Annotated in this window: 24 protein-coding genes; 13 read left to right on the forward strand and 11 right to left on the reverse strand. The window is 72.2% G+C overall.

Features of this window, described 5'->3' with window-relative positions:
* Nucleotides 1–163 precede the first annotated feature (163 nt).
* Complete coding sequence (locus tag AB0G10_RS06570; RefSeq protein ID WP_360917452.1) at nt 164–1,645, forward strand: hypothetical protein; 1,482 nt, start codon at nt 164–166, stop codon at nt 1,643–1,645.
* Between the two features lie 159 nt (nt 1,646–1,804).
* Here the strand turns inward: AB0G10_RS06570 and AB0G10_RS06575 are convergent, their stop codons facing one another.
* Nucleotides 1,805–2,161, reverse strand: a complete 357-nt coding sequence (locus tag AB0G10_RS06575; protein ID WP_360917455.1) for a DUF6401 family natural product biosynthesis protein — start codon at nt 2,159–2,161, stop codon at nt 1,805–1,807.
* Nucleotides 2,162–2,265: 104 nt separating this feature from the next.
* On the opposite strand from AB0G10_RS06575, the gene AB0G10_RS06580 reads away from it, so the two are divergent.
* Entirely contained in the window at nt 2,266–2,715 is a 450-nt protein-coding gene (locus tag AB0G10_RS06580) for a hypothetical protein (RefSeq protein ID WP_360917458.1), read from the forward strand.
* Here AB0G10_RS06580 and AB0G10_RS06585 read toward each other — a convergent pair.
* A complete protein-coding gene (locus AB0G10_RS06585; RefSeq protein WP_360917461.1) occupies nt 2,703–2,864 on the reverse strand; it encodes a hypothetical protein in 162 nt (53 codons plus the stop codon). The genes AB0G10_RS06580 and AB0G10_RS06585 overlap by 13 nt on opposite strands.
* A 205-nt stretch (nt 2,865–3,069) precedes the next feature.
* Here AB0G10_RS06585 and AB0G10_RS06590 point away from each other — a divergent pair, with 205 nt between their 5' ends.
* On the forward strand, nt 3,070–3,783 hold the full coding sequence (locus AB0G10_RS06590; protein ID WP_360917464.1) for a hypothetical protein: 714 nt from the start codon (nt 3,070–3,072) through the stop codon (nt 3,781–3,783).
* Nucleotides 3,784–3,787: 4 nt separating this feature from the next.
* On the opposite strand, the gene AB0G10_RS06595 is transcribed toward AB0G10_RS06590, so the two are convergent.
* Both AB0G10_RS06595 and AB0G10_RS06600 read right to left on the reverse strand, forming a co-directional pair.
* Complete coding sequence (locus AB0G10_RS06595) at nt 3,788–3,973, reverse strand: hypothetical protein (RefSeq protein ID WP_360917467.1); 186 nt, start codon at nt 3,971–3,973, stop codon at nt 3,788–3,790.
* Nucleotides 3,974–4,051: 78 nt separating this feature from the next.
* Entirely contained in the window at nt 4,052–4,516 is a 465-nt protein-coding gene (locus AB0G10_RS06600; protein WP_360917470.1) for an SRPBCC family protein, read from the reverse strand.
* A 94-nt stretch (nt 4,517–4,610) separates the two neighbouring features.
* Here AB0G10_RS06600 and AB0G10_RS06605 point away from each other — a divergent pair, with 94 nt between their 5' ends.
* On the forward strand, nt 4,611–6,206 hold the full coding sequence (locus AB0G10_RS06605; protein ID WP_360917473.1) for an NAD(P)/FAD-dependent oxidoreductase: 1,596 nt from the start codon (nt 4,611–4,613) through the stop codon (nt 6,204–6,206).
* A gap of 6 nt (nt 6,207–6,212) precedes the next feature.
* On the opposite strand, the gene AB0G10_RS06610 is transcribed toward AB0G10_RS06605, so the two are convergent.
* A complete protein-coding gene (locus AB0G10_RS06610; RefSeq protein WP_360917476.1) occupies nt 6,213–6,401 on the reverse strand; it encodes a hypothetical protein in 189 nt (62 codons plus the stop codon).
* Between the two features lie 392 nt (nt 6,402–6,793).
* On the opposite strand from AB0G10_RS06610, the gene AB0G10_RS06615 reads away from it, so the two are divergent.
* A complete protein-coding gene (locus AB0G10_RS06615) occupies nt 6,794–6,940 on the forward strand; it encodes a hypothetical protein (RefSeq protein ID WP_360917478.1) in 147 nt (48 codons plus the stop codon).
* A 21-nt stretch (nt 6,941–6,961) separates the two neighbouring features.
* Complete coding sequence (locus AB0G10_RS06620; RefSeq protein ID WP_360917481.1) at nt 6,962–7,858, forward strand: helix-turn-helix transcriptional regulator; 897 nt, start codon at nt 6,962–6,964, stop codon at nt 7,856–7,858.
* A gap of 1 nt (nt 7,859) precedes the next feature.
* On the opposite strand, the gene AB0G10_RS06625 is transcribed toward AB0G10_RS06620, so the two are convergent.
* Nucleotides 7,860–8,291 (reverse strand): SRPBCC family protein, encoded by a 432-nt coding sequence (locus tag AB0G10_RS06625; protein WP_360917484.1) that lies wholly within the window; start codon nt 8,289–8,291, stop codon nt 7,860–7,862.
* A 157-nt stretch (nt 8,292–8,448) separates the two neighbouring features.
* On the opposite strand from AB0G10_RS06625, the gene AB0G10_RS06630 reads away from it, so the two are divergent.
* The 6 genes from AB0G10_RS06630 to AB0G10_RS06655 all read left to right on the forward strand — a co-directional run bounded on the left by AB0G10_RS06630 (nt 8,449) and on the right by AB0G10_RS06655 (nt 13,904).
* Nucleotides 8,449–9,645, forward strand: a complete 1,197-nt coding sequence (locus AB0G10_RS06630) for a glycosyltransferase (RefSeq protein WP_360917487.1) — start codon at nt 8,449–8,451, stop codon at nt 9,643–9,645.
* Between the two features lie 82 nt (nt 9,646–9,727).
* On the forward strand, nt 9,728–10,642 hold the full coding sequence (locus AB0G10_RS06635) for an ABC transporter ATP-binding protein (RefSeq protein WP_360917490.1): 915 nt from the start codon (nt 9,728–9,730) through the stop codon (nt 10,640–10,642).
* Complete coding sequence (locus tag AB0G10_RS06640; protein ID WP_360917492.1) at nt 10,639–11,379, forward strand: ABC transporter permease; 741 nt, start codon at nt 10,639–10,641, stop codon at nt 11,377–11,379. The genes AB0G10_RS06635 and AB0G10_RS06640 overlap by 4 nt, the downstream gene beginning before the upstream one ends.
* A 6-nt stretch (nt 11,380–11,385) precedes the next feature.
* On the forward strand, nt 11,386–12,657 hold the full coding sequence (locus tag AB0G10_RS06645; RefSeq protein ID WP_360917495.1) for a sensor histidine kinase: 1,272 nt from the start codon (nt 11,386–11,388) through the stop codon (nt 12,655–12,657).
* The gene (locus AB0G10_RS06650; protein WP_360917498.1) at nt 12,654–13,283 is read left to right on the forward strand and encodes a response regulator transcription factor; all 630 of its coding nucleotides are present in this window, start codon (nt 12,654–12,656) and stop codon (nt 13,281–13,283) included. Before AB0G10_RS06645 ends, AB0G10_RS06650 begins: the two co-directional genes overlap by 4 nt.
* A gap of 39 nt (nt 13,284–13,322) precedes the next feature.
* A complete protein-coding gene (locus AB0G10_RS06655; protein WP_360917501.1) occupies nt 13,323–13,904 on the forward strand; it encodes a hypothetical protein in 582 nt (193 codons plus the stop codon).
* Here AB0G10_RS06655 and AB0G10_RS06660 read toward each other — a convergent pair.
* Nucleotides 13,892–14,290, reverse strand: coding sequence for a VOC family protein (locus AB0G10_RS06660; protein ID WP_360917504.1), 399 nt, complete (start codon nt 14,288–14,290; stop codon nt 13,892–13,894). The genes AB0G10_RS06655 and AB0G10_RS06660 overlap by 13 nt on opposite strands.
* Nucleotides 14,253–15,128, reverse strand: coding sequence for a helix-turn-helix domain-containing protein (locus tag AB0G10_RS06665; RefSeq protein ID WP_360917507.1), 876 nt, complete (start codon nt 15,126–15,128; stop codon nt 14,253–14,255). Before AB0G10_RS06665 ends, AB0G10_RS06660 begins: the two co-directional genes overlap by 38 nt.
* A gap of 29 nt (nt 15,129–15,157) precedes the next feature.
* Between AB0G10_RS06665 and AB0G10_RS06670 the strand changes: the two genes are divergently transcribed.
* On the forward strand, nt 15,158–16,354 hold the full coding sequence (locus tag AB0G10_RS06670) for an FAD-dependent monooxygenase (protein ID WP_360917510.1): 1,197 nt from the start codon (nt 15,158–15,160) through the stop codon (nt 16,352–16,354).
* 332 nt (nt 16,355–16,686) lie between these two features.
* Here AB0G10_RS06670 and AB0G10_RS06675 read toward each other — a convergent pair whose 3' ends face one another.
* From AB0G10_RS06675 to AB0G10_RS06685, 3 genes are read right to left on the reverse strand one after another with little or no spacing between them, the layout of a single operon-like run.
* Nucleotides 16,687–17,190, reverse strand: a complete 504-nt coding sequence (locus AB0G10_RS06675; protein ID WP_360917513.1) for a hypothetical protein — start codon at nt 17,188–17,190, stop codon at nt 16,687–16,689.
* 42 nt (nt 17,191–17,232) lie between these two features.
* Nucleotides 17,233–17,898, reverse strand: a complete 666-nt coding sequence (locus AB0G10_RS06680; protein ID WP_360917516.1) for an MBL fold metallo-hydrolase — start codon at nt 17,896–17,898, stop codon at nt 17,233–17,235.
* Nucleotides 17,891–20,440, reverse strand: coding sequence for an AAA family ATPase (locus tag AB0G10_RS06685; RefSeq protein ID WP_360917519.1), 2,550 nt, complete (start codon nt 20,438–20,440; stop codon nt 17,891–17,893). Before AB0G10_RS06685 ends, AB0G10_RS06680 begins: the two co-directional genes overlap by 8 nt.
* Nucleotides 20,441–20,507 lie beyond the last annotated feature (67 nt).

The raw sequence follows: 20,507 nt of genomic DNA on the forward strand, positions 1-20,507 counted from the left end.
ATCCCGTGTGGTCCGTTTGTACGATGCTGCACCGTACGACCGTCCGATTCTTGACTCGATCGCAGGGTGCGATTCAGAGATCTTCCACTCATCGCAGGGAGCGTTTTCGTCGGAGGTCTGTGGTACTCGTGGTGCGTGAGGCGCTGCTGACGGAGGAGGCCGGATGACCGGAGACGGGTTGAGCCGCGGGCTGAGCGACATGTGGCGGTCGGTGGTGCTGTTCCTGCCATACGCGCTGGCCTTCGTCGCCATTCTGATCGTCGGCTACCTGCTGGCGCGCCTGGCGCGGACGGTCGTCCGCAAGGCGCTGCGCCGGACCGGCTTCGACCGCGCGGTCCAGCGCGGCCCGGCCGGCCGCCTCTTCCGCGGCGAGACCGCGCTCAGCCCGTCCGAGCTGTGCGCGCGGCTCGCCTTCTGGCTGGTGCTGCTGATCGCGCTGCAGCTGGCGGCCGGGCTGGGCGGCCCCAACCCGGCGAGCGAGCTGCTCAACGACCTGATCTCCTGGCTGCCCCAGGTCTTCGTGGCGGTCGTCATCGTGGTCGTCGCGGCCGCCGTGGCCGGCGCCGCACACGACCTGATCGTCGCCGCGCTCGGCGGCCTCGGCTACGCGCGCGTGCTGGCCAAGGCGGTCGCCGCGGTGATCGTGACGCTGGGCGTCATCGCCGGCCTCGACCAGGTGGGCATCGCCACGTCGGTGACCCGCCCGCTGCTCATCACGATCCTCGCCACGGTCGCCGGCGTCATCGTGGTGGGCGTCGGCGGCGGCCTGATCCGCCCCATGCAGCAGCGTTGGGAGGGCTGGCTCGACCGCGCCGCCACCGAGTCGGCGGCGATCCGCGAGCAGGCCCGCGCCTATGCCGACGAGCAGGCCCGCAAGGCCGCCGAAGAGGAGGCGCGCCGGGCCGAGGAGGCAAGGCTGGCCGAGGAGGCCCGCCTCGCGGAGGAGGCGCGCAAGGCTGAGGAGGCTCGCAAGGCCGAGGAGGCCCGCAAGGCGGAGGAGGCCCGCAAGGCGGAGGAGGCCCGCAAGGCCGAGGAGGCCCGCAAGGCCGAGGAAGCCCGCAAGGCGGAGGAGGCTCGTCGCGCGGAAGAGGCGCGCCAGGCTGAGGAGGCTCGTCGCGCCGAGGAGGCCCGCAAAGCTGAGGAGGCTCGTCGCGCTGAGGAAGCCCGTCGTGCCGAAGAGGCTCGCAAGGCGGAAGAGGCGCGCAAGGCCGAGGATGACCGCCGGGCCGCGGAGGCTCGCCGTGAGCGGGAGCGCCGGGTCGAGGAGGAACGCCGGGAGTGGGAAGGGCGGTCGGCGGCCGGGGATCTGTCCGGGGACGACACGCAGGTGATTCCGCTGCCGCGGGACGATCGGCCGCACCTGATTCCGGGGTTCGACAGCTACGACGACGATCGGGCGGACGAGTCCGCGCCGCCGGTGATCCGGGAGACCGAGGTGTTCTCGCGGGCACGCCCCGGCTCCGGTGACACGACAGTGGTGACCCAGGGGCCGGACGACGACGAGCCCACGGTGGTCGGGCTGCCGGCCGCCGACTCGACGGTGGTGATCGAGGAGACCGGCGAGGGGGAGCGTACCCAGGTCGTCTCGCTGCCCGGCTCGGACGACGACGAGGTGACCGAACCGCTGGACAAGGGGAAGAAATGACTCGGGGCCGGCCCTCGGGGGAGGGCCGGCCCTGTGAATGGTCGGATTCGGTGAGTGCTACCGGCCGCGGTCTGGCCGTGCGGTCAACAGGTCGGGTGGTCGGTGGCTGAGGCTTGGCGCGGGCCGCGGATCAGCGCGGGCCGAGGCGCGGGCCGAGGGTCAGCGCTGGGGCGGGAGGGTCCGGGCCAGGGTGCAGACCGCGAGGAGGCGGCGGAGGACCCAGTCGTCGCCGGTCCAGTCGATCTCGCCCTCGGGGGCCTGCCAGCCGTGCTGGAAGGCGGCGTCGCGGACGCCCTCGGCGTAGGCGGCGAGCAGGATCGCGGTGAGCGGGCGGGCGTCGGCGGAGAGGCTGTCCCGGACGCCGGCGGCGTGCTGGTCGATCACCGACAGGAAGCCGGGGTTGTTCTGCGCGAACGCGAGGCCGCTCACGCCGACGGCGGCGGTGAGGTCGGCGAGCGACGCGTTGGCGGAGCGCTGGGCGGAACGGGCGGCGGCGTTGCTGAACAGGCCATTCATGAGAAGAAACGTTAAGGAGCCTCGGGTTTCGAACGGTTCCCCGATCCGGTGCAGGTCGGTTGAAGTCGCCGCGACGGGGAAAGGAGGCTGGCGGGAGGAGAGGGATGACGACCGAAACTGATAAGCCGGACGAACAGCATCGGCGGCCGGCCGGACTCGACGACACGACGGTTCAGGCGCTGGGGAAGCTCAGCGAGGCTCTGGAGACCGTCGAGCGGGTACGCGGCCACCTCTACTCGATGCATCAGCTGACCGGCACCGCCGACTTCATGCTCGACGAGGCCGTGTCGCTCTTCATGCAGGCCGGGCACACCGAGACCGCCGAGCGCATCCAGCGGGAGCTGATCGGCCGCAACGTCATCCCGGGCCACTGGACGTTCCAGATCGTCGAGGCCTACGACGACGGGTACTACACCGAGTTCCGCGAGGTGGAGCGGGACGCCCGGGAGAAGCTCGCCCAGGGCCGCCGGCACCTCTACGAGGCGGAACTCAAGGAGCAGCGGCGAACCCGGGGGAGGACGTGGCACGAGGCGCGACCCGGTTACTCCGCGTAGTCGACAGGCTTGGGGCGGCGACGCTGGGCGTCGTCCGCGATGATCACGGTGGCGACCAGCATGGCCACGACGACCGCGAAGAACCAGGAGGCGTCGTCGATCAGCTTGGCAGCGAGCGGGGCCTGGAACGCGGCGAGCAGAAAGCCCACCCAGGCGACACGACGCTGACGATCAGACAGAAATCCGGCAACTCGCACCCGGACAGTCTTACTCGATCAGGACGGTTCGCCGTCACCCGTTCGGCCGATTCTGCGTTGTCCGATGGTGCCCCCCGCCTTGCGCCGCCGCCGCTCAAGCGCGCTCCTGCCGAGCCTTTCCTTGCTGGCCGGAGCCGTTCTCGTGACCTCGTGCACCGTGAATCCCCCGCCCCCGCCCCCGTCGCGGATCGCCGACCCCAAGACCATCGCGCCGTCCGCGCCGCCGACCGGCCGGCCGGTGCCGGTGGTCGCCGGGCCGCTGCAGGACCGGACCGGCGCCTGGCTCACGGTCGGGGACGCGGCGAGCCGGGTACGCGTCGCGTTCGCCCCGCTGCCGGGCCAGCTCTACCGGATCACGACCGCCCCGGACGCCGGCGTGGCCCCGGTGGTGTTCTGCCGCGGCGGCCGGGTCGTGGTCCGGCTGCGCGTCACCGACGGTGATGGGCTGGACGAGCTGCGCATCGTGCTGAACCAGGACGTGCGCTGGGACATCCGGCTGCCCGCCGGCGCCGGGGAGCAGCAGCTGAATCTGCGGCGGGGCCGGGTGAACCGGGTGGTCCTCGGCGCGTCCGGGCTGGCCGAGCTGTCGCTGCCGGACCCGGTCGGCACGGTGCCGGTCACGTTCACCGGCGGGGTGGGTGCGGCAGTGGTGACGGCCTCGACCGGGGCGCCGTTCCGGATCCGGTTCGACCAGGGGGCCGGCTCGGTGGTGACGCCGTGGACGGCGAACAACGGGACCCCGGCCGGCACCGTGCTGCGGGAGCCGGGCTATCGCAGGGCCGCCGACCGGTACGCGATCCGGGTCCGATCGGGCCTGGGCGACATGACCCTGCGACGCCGGGACCGCGGTGATCGAAAAGATCCGCGATAGCGGCTCAGTGCGGGCCGGTGTGACCGGTCGTGCTCGGCCGCGTTCCGGTGTCCGGGACCTCTTGACCGCTGTCGTTGTCGCTCGGGTCGTTCTGGCCGTCGGTGTCCCAGGAGGCCATCGCCCGGTTCAGCTCGTCGAGCGGCAACTTCTCCTCGTCGCGCCAGGCGCCGGTTTCCTTGTGATCAGTCATGGCAGTCGGTTACCCGTACCCCCGAAAGCGAAACGACCGCCCGGAGGCGGTCGTCCCAAGCTCGCGCAAACGCTGGATCTAGATCCCCGGGCGGTCCACCTGGCCGCGCCAGGCACCGGTCTCGATGCCGCCGCGGCTCTCGATGAACTCCTTGAAGCGGTGCAGGTCGCCCTTGACCCGGCGGTCGACGACGCCGAGCTTGTCACCGGCCGTCTCGACGAAGCCCTGCGGGTCGAAGTCCATCTGGACGGTGACCCGGGTGTGGGTGTCGTCGATGCGGTGGAAGGTGACCACGCCGGCCTGCTTCTCACCGTCGGTCGAGTGCCACGCGACGCGCTCGTCGGGCAGCTGCTCGGTGATCTCCGCGTCGAACTCGCGCTTCACCCCGGCGATCTCGGTCTTCCAGTGGGTGTGCGTGTCGTCGAGCTGGCGGATCTCGCTGACGCCCTCCATGAACCGCGGGAAGTCCTCGAACTGGGTCCACTGGTTGTAGGCGGTGCGTACCGGCACGTTGACGTCAACGGACTCGGTAACGGTGCTCACGAGGTTCTCCCTTCAATCGCTTGGTGATCGAGGTGCCCGGGGGCGGGCCGGCTAAACGCTGTTTGTTCCGGCCGCTCGTGGGTAGCGTGCCGCTGTGGAGACCGTGGATGCGATTGTCGTCGGCGCCGGGCACAACGGCCTGGTCGCCGCGAACCTGCTCGCCGACGCCGGCTGGTCGGTGCTCGTGCTGGAGGCCACCCCGAACCCGGGCGGGGCGGTGCGATCCGGGTTCGTGACCGCGCCCGGATACCTCTCCGACCTGTTCAGTTCGTTCTATCCGCTGGGCTTCGCGTCGCCGGTGATGAAGGGCCTGCGCCTCGGCGAGCAGGGCCTGCGCTGGACGCACGCGCCGGACGTGCTCACCCACCTGCTGCCGGACGGCCGCGCCGCCACGATGAACCGGGACATCCGGCGCACCATGGAGTCGATGGAGCAGTTCGCCCCGGGCGACGGCGAGCGCTGGCTCACCGCCTACCAGGACTGGCAATCCGTCTCCGGCCGGATGCTCGACACGCTCTTCACCCCCTTCCCGCCCGTGACTCAAGGCCTCGGCCTGGTGCGTGACCTGCGCATCAGCGGCGCCTTGCGCCTTGCGCGGCGCCTTCTTCTCTCGGTACGGGAACTCGGCGCCGAACTGTTCCGCGGCGAGGGGGCGACCCTCGCCATGGCCGGCTGTGCCCTTCACACGGATCTCTCCCCGGAACAGGCCGGGAGTGGGGTGTACGGGTGGCTGCTCGCGATGCTGGGGCAGGAGTTCGGCTGGCCGGTGCCGGTGGGCGGGGCTCAGGAGATCACATCCGCGCTGGTGAAGCGTCTCGGCGACCGGGGGCGGATCGTCTACGAGGCCCCGGTGAGCCGGATCCTGGTGGCGCGTGGCCGGGCCGTGGGGGCGCGCACCGCCGACGGCCGGGACTGGCGGGCCCGGCGCGCGGTGATCGCCGACGTACCCGCCCCCGCTCTCTTCCTCGATCTTGTGGGCGAACGATGGTTGCCTCCGCGCCTCGTGGAGGATCTCGCGCACTTCCGCTGGGACGGCGCCACCCTCAAGGTCGACTGGGCGGTGCGCACGAAGATCCCGTGGAAGAACCCGGCCGCGGCCGGCGCCGGCACCATCCACCTCGGCGCCGACCTGAACGACCTCAGCCGCTACGCCGCCCACCTGGCCGTCGACGAACTGCCGCCGAACCCGTTCCTGCTGCTCGGCCAGATGACCACCGCCGACCCGTCGCACTCCCCGGAGGGTACCGAGTCGGTATGGGCCTACACGCACCTGCCGCACCGCCAGTCCTGGACGGACGACGAGATCAGCGGCCACGTCGAGCGCATGGAAGCGGTGATCGAGGAGCAGGCGCCCGGCTTCCTGAGCCGCGTCGAGGGCCGCAACATCTTCTCCCCGGCGATCCTCGAGAAGGAGAACCCGTCCCTGGTCGGCGGCGCCCTCGGCGGCGGCACCTCGGCCGCGTTCCAGCAGCTCTTCCTGCGCCCCATCCCCGGCCTGGGCCGCTCCGACACCCCTGTCGACCGCCTCTTCCTGGGCAGCGCCTCCGCCCACCCCGGCGGCGGCGTGCACGGCGCACCCGGCGCCAACGCGGCGAAGGCGGCGCTCGCGCGCGACCGTGCCCTGACCGGAGACCTCTATCGAGCAGCGATCAACGGAGCCCACCGCGCCGTCTACGGCTCGTCGAGCTGAGGACGATCAGATCCCGGCCGCCATGGCGATGACGACCAGCGCCAGGGCCGCGAGCAGAGCGATCATGATGACCGCCACCGCGGCTGCCACGCGTAAGAGCGCACCCATCGGCACGAGGACGCGTTTGACCATGTGCAGCGCGAGCAGAAGGCAGGCCGCGACGGCAATGTAGATCATGTTCTGGTGCGGTGACATGACGGACCCCCTGAAGTGGGACGGCATGACACCCGGCCGGGTGAAGTGCGAGTCGAAGCTCGCACTCCGAGAATGCAAGGCACGCGAGATCCAGTGCAATGCATGTGCAAGGAGCGCAAAAGTAGACGGTCGTCGAAATGACCTGCTAGATGGCATCCCGACAGGTTCAGGATTGCCATATGGCGACAAGGCTATTGCATATGGCTCGACGCCCGATAGCGTCCTGCAGTAAGCGGACGTCGGCTTGCTGCAATATTGCATGTCAGCGTGATCATCTGTGACAATCTTGCGCCATGACGAATGATGAGAAAACAGGAAATGTCGGACATAATTCTTCGGGTTTGGAATTAGTCATGCTGGCCGGCACGTGCACCACGGGCACGTGCCCCACGGTGTATACGACCAATCGCGGCACCCTCGTGGTCCAGGGATACACCGTGAGCGCCGAGAACGCCCATGTGGATCTTCCGGTCGGTGAGCAGCTCGTCGAGATTCCGATCGAGCTCCTGGCCGACGCGGTTCGCGCTCAGCAGTCGTAGGACCAGCGAAGGGAGCCGGGCTTGGCAGATCGAGGTCGCGAGCCCGGCACATCCGGCCCGGAGACGACCCACCCGGTCGGCGACGTCCTGCGGGAGCGCCGCAGGTCGCTGCGACTGACCGGCAAGCAACTGGCCGAACTGGCCGGGATGACGCCGTCGAAGGTGTCCCGTGTCGAGACCGGCCGCACCGGCGTCACGCCGGCCGACGTCCGGCGGCTGGCGGAAGCGCTCCGGATGTCGGAATCCGAGATCGACGAGCTGGCGCAGCACGCGGGAGCGACCCGGCCGGCCACCGAGCCGATGGAGCAATGGGGTACCCGATCCGGTGGCCTGACCCGTCGGCAGGCGGAGGTGGCCGAGGCGGAACAGGCCGCCCGCGAGATCAGCATCTTTCAGCCCGCGGTCGTGCCCGGGCTACTGCAGACCAGCGGATACGCCGAGGCCGTGATGCGCCCGCGGCGCCGGCCGGGCAACGAGCCGGAGTCCGAGACCGCCGAGGCGGACCTGATCGACGCGGTCGCGGCCCGGGTGCGCCGTCAGCGGATCCTGAAGATCCCGGACAAGCGGTTCCGATTCATCATGACCGAGTCGACGCTGAGCAACCGGCTCGGCTCCCCGGAGGACATGGTCGCCCAGGTGCGCCGGATCCGGGAGATCGCGCGGTTGCCGAACGTCTCGATCGCGATCATCCCGGCCGACGCGGCGCTCGCCCGGGCGCCGATGAACGGCTTCGAGCTGCTCGACGACGAGTGGGTGATGATGGACCTCTTCAACACCTCGCTCAGATCGCAGGTGATCTCCGACATCCAGCTCTACCAGGACGTGTTCGAGGGGTTCGCCGAGGTGGCGGAGACCGCCATCGAGCCGTTCCTGGACCGCTACGCGGCCGTCTATCTGTCCCGGGCGGCCTCCCACTGATCTATCGCTGGCGTTCGGCTATGTCGGCCAGGCGGCGCAGGGACTCGATGTTGCGGCGATGCAGGATCAGATCGTTGAGTTTGTTGCGGATGAAGAGGAGCGGGCCCGCCTCGAAATCCTCCTCGATCACGACCCGGGTGGCCGCCCCACCCGAGACCGGCTCGAGGCGGATGGCGACCACGGCCGCGCCGAGGGGCCACAGGCCCGCGTTCAGGCGCAGCTCGCGGCCGGGCGTGCAGGAGAGCACGGTCGACGAGTCGTGCAGGGAGAGCGGCCACGGGCCGGCCTTGTGATGCAGTTTCGAGCCCGGCTTCGGCCAGGCCTCGTCGACGTCACGGATATGTACGGTGCCGACCACCCAGTCGCTGTAGCTCCAGCCGTCGGCCAGGACGGCGAAGACCCGATCGGGTGGGGCCTGAACGGTACGCGCCACGATTGCCACGGCGTCGGAAGTACCCTGCTCGCGGCCCTTGTAACGATCGGGCGATGTTTACGTATGGGCCGCCCGGGCAATCCCGGACCCGTAATCCAAGCCGCCCTTTTTCCGGTCGCCTCGTGCGCCGAAGATCATGTCCGCTGGAGGAGCCACGGTGCGCATCGCGATGATCTCCGAGCACGCCAGCCCGCTGGGTGCGGGCAGCCGGCACGCCCACGTCGCCGAGCTGTCCGGCGCCCTCGCCGAGCTCGGCCACGACGTCCGCGTCTACACCCGGCGCACCGATCCGGAGGTCGCCGAGGTGGTGATCACCCCGGACGGTGTCCGCGTCGTGCACATCGTCGCCGGACCGGCCCAGCCGATCCCGCCCGATCTGCTGCTGCCGCACATGGGCGAGTTCGCCCGGGTGCTCGGCGAGCAGTGGGCCGGCAGCTGGGTGCCGGACGTCGTGCACGCCCACTTCTGGACCAGCGGTCTCGCCGCGGTCACGGCGGCGCGCCAGATCGGCGTGCCGGTGGTGCAGTCCTTCCACGAACTGGCCGCCCTCGGCGACGCGCCGAAGGACACGCGAGGTCCGTCGCGGTCCGGCTACGAGCGCGCGCTCGGCCGGGCGGTGGACCGGGTGGTGGCACAGACCCAGGACGAGGTACGAGGACTCGTGCGCATCGGTGTGCCCCGCGCGAACCTGACGATCGTCCCGGCCGGCGTGAACAGCGGCCGGTTCACCCCGGACGGCCCGGCCGTCCAGCGGGATCCGGAACGCCCCCGCATCCTGTCCGTCGGCCGGCTGGTCGAACGGAAGGGCTTCGGCGACGTCATCGAGGCGATGCGCTACGTCCCCGGCGCCGAGGTGGTGGTGGTCGGCGGCCCGCCGGCCGAGCAGCTGCCCGCCGACCCGGGCGCCAAGGTCCTGCGGGCCATGGCCGAGCAGTTCAAGGTCGCCGACCGGTTCAGGCTCGTCGGCTCGGTCGCGCACCAGGACATGCCGAACTGGTACCGCTCCGCCGACGTGCTGGTGGCCGCGCCCTGGCAGGACGAGGAGAACCTCGAGCACGAGGCGCTGGAGGCGATGGCCTGCGGCGTCCCGATCGTCGGCACCGCGGTCGGCGCCCTCAACGAGACGGTGGTGGACGGGCTGACCGGCGACCTGGTCCCGGCCCGCGACCCGCGCGCCCTCGGCGGCGCGCTGCGCAGGCTGATCAACGACAAGGTGCGGCGGTTCACCTACGCCACGGCGGCCCTCGACCGGGCCCGGCAGGCGTACTCGTGGCGCCGCGTCGCCAGCCAGGTGGGCTCGGTGTACTCGAGCCTGCGGCGCACACCGGCGGAGAGCACCGAGGCGGTGGCGTAGGAGGGCATCAACCGATCGGTTGACCGCAGGCGTCGCTCGCCGGTCGATTCGGGCACCCACGCACATCGATGATGCTGGGTGCATGACAGTCATCGAGGTGAAGAACCTCAGCAAACGGTACGGGGACACCGTAGCTGTCCGAGACGTGTCGTTCGCTGTGGAACCCGGCGAGATCTTCGGCATCCTGGGCCCGAACGGGGCCGGCAAGACCACCACGGTGGAGTGCATCGCGGGGCTGCGCGTCCCCGACTCCGGCACGATCACCGTGCTCGGCCGCGAGCCGCGCGACCGCTCGCTGCGCGCCCAGGTCGGCGTCCAGCTCCAGGAGAGTGAGCTCCAGGAGAAGCTGACCGTCCGCGAGGCGCTGGAGCTCTACAGTTCCTTCTATTCCGACCCGGCCGACTGGCGGCGGCTCGCCGGCGACCTGGGCCTCGACGAGAAGTTGAACACGCTCTTCGGCAAGCTGTCCGGCGGCCAGAAGCAGCGCCTCTCGATCGCCCTCGCGCTGATCGGCAACCCGAAGATCGCGATCCTGGACGAGCTGACCACCGGCCTCGACCCGCAGGCCCGCCGGGACACCTGGGAGCTCATCTCCGGCGTCCGCGACCGCGGTGTCACGCTGCTGCTGGTCACCCACTTCATGGAGGAGGCCGAGCGCCTCTGCGACCGGCTCGCGGTGATCGACCACGGTGAGGTCGTCGCGCTGAACACCCCGGCCGGCCTGGTCGAGCAGACCGCCACCGAGGACCAGACGATCCGGTTCCGGCCGTCCGCCCCGATCGCGGACGAGCTGCTGACCGGCCTGCCCGAGGTGAGCCGGGTCAGCCGGCAGGGCGACCGGATCGAGGTCACCGGCACCGGCAACCTGCTGCACGCGGTCACCTCGGTGCTCGCCGTCAACGGCATCGTCGCGGTCGAGCTGCGCCTCGAACAGGCCACCCTCGACGACGCCTTCGTCCGCCTGACCGGCCGCGCCGGGGAGGAGCACCCGTCATGAACGTCTTCATGAAGCTCGTCGCCACCGAGTTCCGCACCGCTTTCCGCGAGCCGGTCTACCTCTTCTTCGCGGCGCTCTTCCCGGTCGTCCTGATCGCGATCCTCGGCGCCGTCCCCTCCTTCCGGGAACCCTCGGCCGATCTCGGCGGCCTGCGGGTGGTCGACGTCTACGCCGGCATCGTGATCGCGCTGAGCGTCGCGATGATCGGGTTGCAGGGCATGCCGACGGTCCTCGCGAACTACCGGGAGAAGGGCATCCTGCGACGGCTCGCCACCACGCCGGTCCGGCCGGTCGCGCTGCTCGGCGCCCAGCTCGTGTTCTCCGCGATCACCGTGGTGTTCTCCTCGGTCCTGGTGTTCGCGGTGGCCGGGATCGCCTACGGCGTACCGCTCCCGGAGTCGCCGATCGCCTTCCTGCTCGCGGTGGTGCTGGCCGTGGCCGGGGTGTTCGCGGTCGGCCTGGTGATCGCGGCGCTGGCGCCGAGCGGCAAGGCGGCGAACGCGATCGGCCTGATCCTGTTCTTCCCGCTGATGTTCCTGGCCGGCCTCTACGCGCCCCGCGAGGTGATGCCGGACGTCGTGCAGACCATCGCCGACTACACGCCGCTCGCGGCCGGGGAGCGCCTCATGCACGAGGCGATGACGGGACACTGGCCGAACCTGCTCTCGGTTACCGTGCTCGTGGGATACCTGCTCGTCTTCGGCGCCGCGGCGGCGAAGTTCTTCAAGTGGGAGTGATGACGGATGCTGGCCGCGGAGGTGCAGGAGGGCTCGTCGACGACGCGGGGCGCGTGGCTGCTCTGGCTGCCCTTCGCCACCCTCGCGGTCTCGGTCCTGCTCGTCCTCGCCGCCGGTGACGCGCTCCAGCCGTCGCCGGACTTCGGCACGATGCTGCCGGCCGTCGCCGCGACCGCGGCCTGGATGGCGTTCTTCGTGAACCTCCATCCGCAGTGGAACGACCGCCGCGGCATCATGCTCTTCTTCCTGATCGGGATGCTCGGCTGGTACGCGCTCCTGGTCTGGATGAGCCCGCTGTTCGGCTTCTTCACCTGGACCGGCTACCTCTTCATCGGGTACGCGCTGGACGGCCTCTGGCGGCTCGTCGCCGTGGTCCCGGTGGCGGCGACCGCCGGGCTCTCCCAGGTCGGCGGCCTGCCCACGCTCTCCGCCGAGGGCGGGTACATCTTCTGGGCATTCGCCGTCCTGATCAACGTGCTGATCGCCGGGGTGATGTTCTATGTGGAGATCCAGACCGAGAAGAACTCGGTGAAGCGCGCCCGGATGATCGTGGAGCTGGCCGACACGAACCGGAAGCTCGAGGCGGCGCTGCGGGAGAACGCGGGCCTGCACGCCCAGCTGCTCGTCCAGGCCCGGGAGGCCGGCGTGCTGGACGAGCGGCAGCGGATGGCCGGCGAGATCCACGACGTGCTGGCGCAGGGCCTCACCGGCATCGTCACCCAGCTCGAGGCGGCCGACGCGGCCGCGGCCCGGCCCGCCGACCACGGCCGGCACCTGGAGACCGCGAAGCGGCTGGCCCGGGAGAGCCTCGCCGAGGCGCGCCGCTCGGTGCAGGCGCTGCGGCCGCAGCAGCTGGTCGGCACCGCCCTGCCGGAAGCCCTGGCCGAGGTGGTGGAGACCTGGTCGGAGCGGTCCGGCGTGAAGGCCGAGCTGGTCACCACGGGTACGCCACAACGGCTGCTCCCCGAGATCGAGACGACCCTGCTCCGGACCGCGCAGGAGGGCCTCGCGAACGTGGCCCGGCACGCGGCGGCCCGGCGGGTCGGCCTCACCCTCTCCTACATGGAGGACGTGGTCACCCTGGACGTGCGCGACGACGGCGCCGGCTTCGACCCGGAGCGGCCGCGGCCGGCCGGCGGCAACGGCGGGTACGGCCTGCAGGCGATGCGGGAACGCCTCACCCGGATCGCCGGCCGCCTGGAGATCGAGTCCGAACCGGGCGGCGGCACCGCGATCTCCGCCTGCGTGCCGGCCGTCGTGATGGGCGCGGCCGCGTGATCGGGCTGCTCATCGTCGACGACCATCCGGTGGTCCGGGACGGCCTGCGCGGCATGTTCGCCGGCGACCACCGGTTCACCGTGCTGGGCGAGGCCGGGGACGGCCGGGAGGCGCTCGCCGTGGCCGGCGCGGTCAGCCCCGACGTGGTCCTGCTCGATTTGCGGATGCCGGTCATGGACGGCGTCACCACGATCCGGGAGCTGAAGGCGGCCGGCTCGGCCGCGCGGGTGCTGGTGCTCACCACGTACGACACGGACAGCGACGTGCTGCCGGCGATCCGCGCGGGCGCGACCGGCTACCTGCTTAAGGACACCCCGCGCGAGGATCTGTTCCGGGCCGTCGTGGCGGCGCACCGGGGCGAGTCGGTGCTCTCCCCGGCGATCGCCGGACGGCTCATGGGCGAGCTCCGGTCACCGGCCAAGGAGCCGCTCAGCCAGCGCGAGCTCGAAGTGCTCACGCTGATCTCGCAGGGGTGCACGAACCGGGAGACCGCGGGACGGCTCTTCATCAGCGAGGCGACGGTCAAGACCCACCTGCTTCATGCGTACGCGAAACTCGGTGTCCGCGATCGGGCGTCCGCGGTGGCCGCCGCCTTCGAGCGGGGACTCCTCGGCCGGGATCAATAGTGGTGCAACCTCGCGCCGGGCTGTGGGGTGTAGACGAGTATGCGAACACCTGAGGACTTCGACGCGTTCTCCGCGGCCTTCGGGATCCGCGCCCATGGCAGGCACCGCCGGTCCCGCCGCCGGGCCGCCGCCGCGGGATCGGCCGCGGCCCTCATCGTCGCGGTGGCCGCCGGATCGGTGCTGCTGTCCCGACCGGAGCGGACGACGCCGGTCGGCGCCGCGCCCTCCGGGGATCCGGCGCCGGCCTGCGCGGTTCCGGCGGACACCGAGATCCCGGCGTCGACCGGCGAGGTGAAGGTGCGGGTTCTGGCCGGGGCAGGCGGGGAGGCCCTGGCCCGGGATCTGCGCGGCCGCGGGTTCGACGCCGCCGCCGGCGAGCCGAGCACGGCGAGGCCGGCCCGGGAGGTCGCGACGATCCACGTCGGTCCGGCCGCGGCCGGCCGGGGCACCCTGATCAACGCGTACCTGCTCGCCCAGGCCACGATCGTCGTCGACCCCACCCGGACCGACGACGTGGTGGACCTGGCGATCGGCCCGCGATTCCAGCAGTTCGCCACCCCGACCGAGGTGAACCAGGCGCTCGCGCACCTGACCTCGGTGGAGGTCCCCTACGCCTGCTGAGTCGTGCGGGGCTCGCCCCGGTAGGTGCCGAAACTCCACAGATTGCCCTCCGGGTCGCGGGCCGTGAAGTCCCGCGACCCGTAGTCGGTGTCGAACGGCTTCTTCAGGATCTCGGCGCCGGCCGCGGCGGCCCGCTCGTGCAGGGCGTCGACGTCGTCGGTCACGACGTAGGCGCCGAACGTCCCGGGCGTCAGCTTCCAGACCGAGTCCGGTTTCCCCGAGCCGAGCATGATGCCGCCGCCGAGCGGCCAGTCCAGCTGGGCGTGGTCCACCTGGTCGCCGGAGCCGTACACGACGGTCTCCTCGAAACCGAACGCGTCCACCAGGAATCGGATGAGTGCGCGGGCGTCATGCGCCTGCAGGGTCGGCCATACGAAAGTCGTCATGGGGTTCATCGTCGCCGCCGAACACCGGCTGGGCTTGGACGAAACCGAACTCGTCGGCCAGCCACCGGCTCGGCGAGCAGCCGGCGAACGCCCGGAACTCGCGGACCATGTGCGACTGGTCGGCGTAGCCGTGCGCGGCCGCGACGTCGGCGAGCCGCACACCCGGCCGGACCGCCCGGCGCGCCCGGTCGAAGCGGGCCACCCGGGACGCCTCCTTCGGACGCAACCCGAGCTCGGCGCGGAATCTGCCGGTGAGGTGACGGCCACTCCACCCGATCTCCTCGGCGAGCGCGGCTATCGGCACGTCGTGCCGGACCAGGCGACGGTAGGCGTACCCGATCGGGTCTGCAGAGTGACCGTCGCGCAGAAGCGCGACCAAGGCGGTGTCCAGGGCCGCGAAGCGGGCCGGCCAATCGGGCGCCGCCGCCAGACGCTCGCGGATCTCGTGGATGAGCGGATCGCCGAGCACCGCCGACGCGTCCACGTCGAGGTTCGCCAGCTCGGCGGCGGGCAGGCCGAACAGCGCGCGGCACCCGGCCGGCGAGACGGCCACCTGCACGCCGGACTGACGGCCGTCGTGGGTGATCAGCGCGGGCGCCAGGTGCAGCCCGCCGATCAGCGCCGCGAACGTGCCCGGACGCTGCCGCGGATCCGGATGAGCCGCCACCACGAGAGGCTCGTCGATCGTGAAGATCAGGGTCAGGTACGGGGACGGCAGCCCGCGGTGACGCGCCGGCGGCACACCACGCTGGCGGTAGCCGGAGTAGAGCCCGGCATAGGGCCGCAGCGCCGGGGCGGGACGGGCCTGCACGTATTCGTCGACCACGTGTTCCTCCACTCCCGGATTGTCGTGCGAGGATCGGGTTCATGTCACGAGCCGTGGTGATCGGGGCGGGGATCGGCGGGCTGACCGCGGGGATCGCGCTGCGGCGCCGCGGCTGGGACGTCACCGTCCTGGAACGCGCCCCCACGCTCGAGGTGGTCGGCGCCGGGCTCGCCGTCGCCCCGAACGCGCTGCGGGTCCTCGACGCGCTCGGCGTCGGCGATCGCGTCCGCTCCCAGTCGGCGTTGCAGGGTACCGCCGGGATCCGCCGGCCGGACGGGAGCTGGATCACCCGTACCGACGCCGGTCGAGCCCGGGCCCGCTTCGGCGATGACGTCATCGTGATGCACCGTGCCATGCTCGTCGACGCGCTGGTGGCCGCTCTCCCGCCGGAAGCGCTCCGCCTCGGCCTGGCGGCCTCGGACGTCGATCCGGAGAGCGGGTCGGTGGTCACGGCCGAGGGGACGCTTGCGGCTGATCTGGTGGTCGCGGCCGATGGACTGCGATCATCCGTACGGGGGAAGCTGCTCCCCGGCTTCCCCGGGCCCGTCCACACCGGAGTCACCAGCTGGCGGATCGTCGTGTCGCACCCGGGCGGAACGCTGGAGATCGCGGAGAGCTGGGGTGGCGGCAAGGTCTTCGGGATCGCGGAACTGGGCGATGGACGGGTCTACTGCTATGCGACAGCGCCCGCTCCGGCCGGGGCCACGGCGGCCGGTTCGGCCGGGGCTACGGCGGCTGCTCCGGTTGGGGGCACGGCGGCTGGTTCGGCCGGGGGCGCGGCGGCCGGTTCGGCCGGCGAGAAGGCTGAGCTGCTGCGGCACTTCGCGGGGTGGCACGACCCGATCCCGGCGCTGATCCGTTCCGCGCCGGAGGTGACCCGGACCGACATCCGCTGCCTCGACGAGCCGCTGCCCACCCTGCACTCCGGGAAGGTGGCGCTGCTCGGCGACGCCGCGCACGCCATGACGCCGAACCTCGGTCAGGGCGCGTGCCAGGCGATCGAGGACGCGGCGGTGCTGGCGGCTTCGGTTCCCGACTTGTCGCGATATACGGCCTCAAGGCTCCCGCGCGTCACGATGGTGGCGAAGGAGTCCCGGCGCATCGGCCGCCTCGCCGGCCTCGACAACCCGCTCGCCGAGTGGGCGCGCAACACGGCGATGTCACTGGCCGGCCGGCTCGGCCCCGACCTGATCCTGCGCCAGATGGACCCGGTCATGAACTGGCGCCCACCCACCTGACCCCTGACACCCACGCCCGTCCCCGCTCCCGCCGGCTGGCCCGTCCCCGCCGACCGGGCTGTACTGCAGGGCGACAATTCGGGCGTGGGGGCTGCCGTGGTGTGCGGCCGCGGTGGGTGGCTGTACTGCAGGGCGACAATTCGGGCGTGGGGCTGCCGTGGTGTGCGGCCGCGGTGGGTGGCTGTACTGCAGGGCGACAATTCGGGCGCGGAGGCAGCCGTGGCGTGCAGCCGCGGTGGGTGGCTGTACTACAGGGCGACAAATCGGGCGCGGAGGGAGCGCTGGCGTACAGCCGGGTTGGGGGATGTACGCCAGCGCGCTGTGAAATGGGGTCAGCCTGCCAGGATTTTGGCCAGGTCGTCGCGGAAGGAGCGCTCGCTCTCGGTGATGGACTCGGCGCCGATGCCCAGCACGCCGCCGGAGGAGGCGGCTCCCACCACCTCGTCGGCGATCTCGACGAGCCAGTGCTTGTAGGTCTCGGCGTCGGCGGCCGAGGCCTTCACGGCGAGGAGTGCGGCGGCCTCGGCGGCCCGGGCCAGGACGTCGGCGGCGTAGCCGGCCGGGTCGCTCGGCTCGATCACCGGAGGTTCCTCGCCGAGTTCGGGGTCGCCGGCTTCGATCACGGCGGCTGCGGCGGCGGCCGCGACGAGCGGGCTCGCCGAGGCGCGGGCGTCCGAGATGCGGTCCAGGCCGGCGGCGACCTCGGCACGGGTCTTGCGGGCGCTGTCGGGGGTGGCGGCGCTCGCCGCGGTGAGCACCGACTGCGGCAGGCCGGCGATCAGCCCCCACTCGGCGTCGGTGAATCCCAGCTGGGCGTAGAGCGGTTCGTCCGTCACGCGAGGGTCCTTTCCCTTGGTCGACAGATTCTTACCTACCCGCTACAGCGCCGCGCGGAACGCCTCCACGGCGCGCCCGGTCACGGCCCTTCCGTGGCCGAAGACGGCGTGCGTGAACTGCTCGCCGGCCAGCCGTTTCAGGCTCTCCCGGGCCTCGGCCGGGTCGGCGGTCACCGGGCCGGGCGGCGGGCCGACCTTGCCGCCCCGGCTGCCGGCCGCGTCGCCGGCGAAGAGGATGCCGCCGTCCCGGTCCAGCAGGAAGGAGAGGTGGCCGCGGGTGTGCCCGGGCGTGTGCAGCGCGGTGAACCCGGGCAGCGGCTCGGCGCCGTCGCCGACGAGCTGGTCGAGTTTCGTCGGCTCGACCGTGCCGATGAGGCGGCTCACCAGCTTGCCGAGCACGCCCGCGGGCGGGGCCGCCGGGAACGCGCCGGTGATGTGCGGGGCGTCGGCGGCGTGCGCGACCAGGCGGGCGCCGCTGCGCCGTTTCACCTCGGCCAGGCTGCCGACGTGGTCGGGGTGGTGGTGGGTGACCAGCACGGTACGCACCTCGCCGAGGCTGCGCCGGATTCCGTGCAGGGCCCGCTCGATCGCCGGCGCGCGGCCGGGCAGCCCGGTGTCGATCAGGACCAGGCCGTCGTCGGTGACCACGAGGTGCACGTTCACGTAGCCCAGGCGGATCTCGAACACGCCGTCGATGACTTCACGCACCCGACGATTCTGGCAGGCCGCCGATCTCCCTCGCCCGGGAGACCGCGTCGTGGCGGTTGCGGGCGCCCAGCTTCACCAGGATGGCCGCCACGTGCGCGTCCACGGTCCGGGTGGACAGGACCAGCCTCGCCGCGATCTCCGGGTTGGTCAGGCCGGCGGCGAGCAGGCGCAGCACCTCGGCCTGCCGGCCGGTGAGCCCGGCGATGTTGCCGCGGGTGGCCGGGGCCGGGCCGCGCGGGATGCGGGCCACGCCGAGCCCCCGGAGGCGGGACCGGAGCCTGCGGGCCACCGGCGCGGCGCTGATGCCGTCCAGGATGCGGATCGCGGCGAGCAGGTCCGCGGGTTCGCCGCTGTCGCCGAGAGCGACGGCCTCGTCGTAGTGGCAGCCGGACCGTCTCGCGCGGCGGGCGAGGTCATGCGCGGTGGGCTTCCCGGCGTACAGGGAAGGGGGAAGCGGAACCGGAACGCCCAGCCGGACCAGCCACGTGCCGAAGGCCGCGAGGCGGCGGCCGCCCTCGGCGGCGAGACGCTCGCGATAGGTGGGCGCCAGCCGCTCGCCGACCGCGGGATCGTCACGCAACCAGGCCGCCTCGGCCATCGCGGCGCCTGCCGGGCCGATGCGCTGCGCCTCGCCGATGCCGCGGGCGATCTCCCAGGCCTCCTCGATCCGCCCCTCACCGCCGGGCAGGCCGCGGCGGATTCGCAGCAGGCCCCGCACCACGAGAGCGGGAGTGCGCATCATCGCGGGCGCGCCCTCCTCCCAGCGGGCGTGGCGTTCCGCGTCGTCCCACTCGCAGCGCTGCAGGTGCACGACCGAGCGGGTGATGTGCTGATAGCGGAGGAAACCCAGCACTTCGGTACGTTCCGCGAACGCCATCCCGGCGTCGAGGAGCGCGCTCGCCTCGTCCAGCCGCAGGTCGTCGATGAGATGCCAGGCGGCGTTCACGTAGGCGCGGCAGGCGTGGTCGTCCTCGCCGGCCTCGAGCGCCACCCGCAGGCTCTCCTCGAGCATCCGCCGGCCGCGGGCGGCGTCACCGAGATCCCAGTAGGCGTAGCCGACGTTGTTGATCGCGTGCGACAGCACCGCGGGGTCGGCCGCGAGCGCGATCGCCCGCTCGCCGGTGCGGATCGCCTCGGCGCTCTCGCCGCCGAGGGCGTGCAGCTGGGAGGCGTTGCTGAGACCGTACGCCAGCGCGGCCGGGTCACCGGCGTCCTCGAGGACCGCCACCGCTTCGACGGCGGCCTTCTCGGCCGGCGGGCGGACCCCCGCGTACCAGTGGAACCGGGACAGCCGGCGCAGCGCCAGGCCCAGCGCCACCCGGTCCGGCAGCGCGCGCCGGAGCCCGACCGCCTCGCGCTGCGCGGTCACCGCGGGCTCGTCCCGGCCCAGCATGTACGACTCCTCGGCGTACTCCTCCAGCAGATCCGCCCGCTCGGCCGGCGGGAACGCGGACCGGTGCTCCAGCACGGTCCGGTAGTGGGCGGCCGCCTCCCGGTGCGAGCCCGCCTTCGCCGCCTCGCGGGCCGCGGCCGGCGCGTACTGCACGATCAGCTCGGTGGCGCCGGCCTCGGTCGCGTGGTGCACGACCCGGGACAGGTCGGCGTCGCCGAACTCCAGCAGCGCGGCCAGCACGGCCCGGTTCGCGGCGATCCGGCGGGACGCGGTCAGCCCGGCCGCCACGGCCCGGCGCATCAGCTCGTGCCGGAACGCCACCCGGGCCGGCGTCACCGACAGCATGCCGCGCTGCTCGGCCGGGGCCAGGGCGTCGAGGCCGCCCGGGACGACGCGTTCCACCAGGGCGGCGTCCACCGCGGACGGAATGACGCTGAGCAGGCCGAGCGCGGTGCGGCAGGGGCCGTCGAGGGTCTGCAGGCGGGCGTGGACGGCCTCGGTCACGGTGGCCGGGACGGCATCGACGTCGCCCGCCCCGAGTACCTCCGTGACGAAGAACGGGTTGCCGTCGGTGATCGCGAAGATCTCGGTCGCCTTGTCCTTGGCGAGCTTCCCGACGGCCTCCAGGGAGAGCCGGGCCAGCGGCAGGCGGCGCACCGGTTTCGCCATGCCGATCAGGCCGTGCAGCGGATGGCCCGCGTCGATCTCGTCGTCCCGGTACGTCCCGACCAGCACGACCGGCAGCGTGGCGATGCGGCGCACCAGGAACCGCAGCACGTCGAGCGTCGCCTCGTCGGCCCAGTGCAGGTCCTCGACGACCAGCACGGTCGGGTGGCCCGGCCAGTCCAGCTCGGTGCGTACCGCCTCGAACACCCGCGTGCGGTCGCCGCCGTTCAGCGCCTCGGTCAGCGCCGTGCCCACCTTGCCGACCAGGTCGCGCAGCGGGCCGAGCACCCGCGGGGTGGCCAGGTCGTCGCAGTAGCCGACCAGCAGCCGGCCCTCGGCCGGCAGCACCGAGCGGACCGCCGACACCACCGTGGACTTGCCGATCCCCGCCTCGCCGGTGACCAGCACGACCGAGCCCCGGCCGTCCCGGGCCTGCCGGGCGGCGGCGCCCAGCTCGGCGAGTTCACGCTCGCGTTCCAGCACTTCTAGGTAGATCCCTCCTCCGTCTTAGGTAGTGCACACCGATTCCCGGCCGCGGCGACACCCGTAG

It is taken from the genome of Actinoplanes sp. NPDC023714, from assembly GCF_040639855.1.
Lineage (GTDB): Bacteria > Actinomycetota > Actinomycetes > Mycobacteriales > Micromonosporaceae > Actinoplanes.

Coding starts and splice junctions, on each gene's coding strand:
- AB0G10_RS06570 (WP_360917452.1), top strand. CDS start 164: ATGACCGGAGACGGGTTGAGCCGCGGGCTGAGCGACATGTGGCGGTCG.
- AB0G10_RS06575 (WP_360917455.1), bottom strand. CDS start 2,161: ATGAATGGCCTGTTCAGCAACGCCGCCGCCCGTTCCGCCCAGCGCTCC.
- AB0G10_RS06580 (WP_360917458.1), top strand. CDS start 2,266: ATGACGACCGAAACTGATAAGCCGGACGAACAGCATCGGCGGCCGGCC.
- AB0G10_RS06595 (WP_360917467.1), bottom strand. CDS start 3,973: ATGACTGATCACAAGGAAACCGGCGCCTGGCGCGACGAGGAGAAGTTG.
- AB0G10_RS06610 (WP_360917476.1), bottom strand. CDS start 6,401: ATGTCACCGCACCAGAACATGATCTACATTGCCGTCGCGGCCTGCCTT.
- AB0G10_RS06635 (WP_360917490.1), top strand. CDS start 9,728: ATGACAGTCATCGAGGTGAAGAACCTCAGCAAACGGTACGGGGACACC.
- AB0G10_RS06640 (WP_360917492.1), top strand. CDS start 10,639: ATGAACGTCTTCATGAAGCTCGTCGCCACCGAGTTCCGCACCGCTTTC.
- AB0G10_RS06645 (WP_360917495.1), top strand. CDS start 11,386: ATGCTGGCCGCGGAGGTGCAGGAGGGCTCGTCGACGACGCGGGGCGCG.
- AB0G10_RS06655 (WP_360917501.1), top strand. CDS start 13,323: ATGCGAACACCTGAGGACTTCGACGCGTTCTCCGCGGCCTTCGGGATC.
- AB0G10_RS06660 (WP_360917504.1), bottom strand. CDS start 14,290: ATGACGACTTTCGTATGGCCGACCCTGCAGGCGCATGACGCCCGCGCA.
- AB0G10_RS06670 (WP_360917510.1), top strand. CDS start 15,158: ATGTCACGAGCCGTGGTGATCGGGGCGGGGATCGGCGGGCTGACCGCG.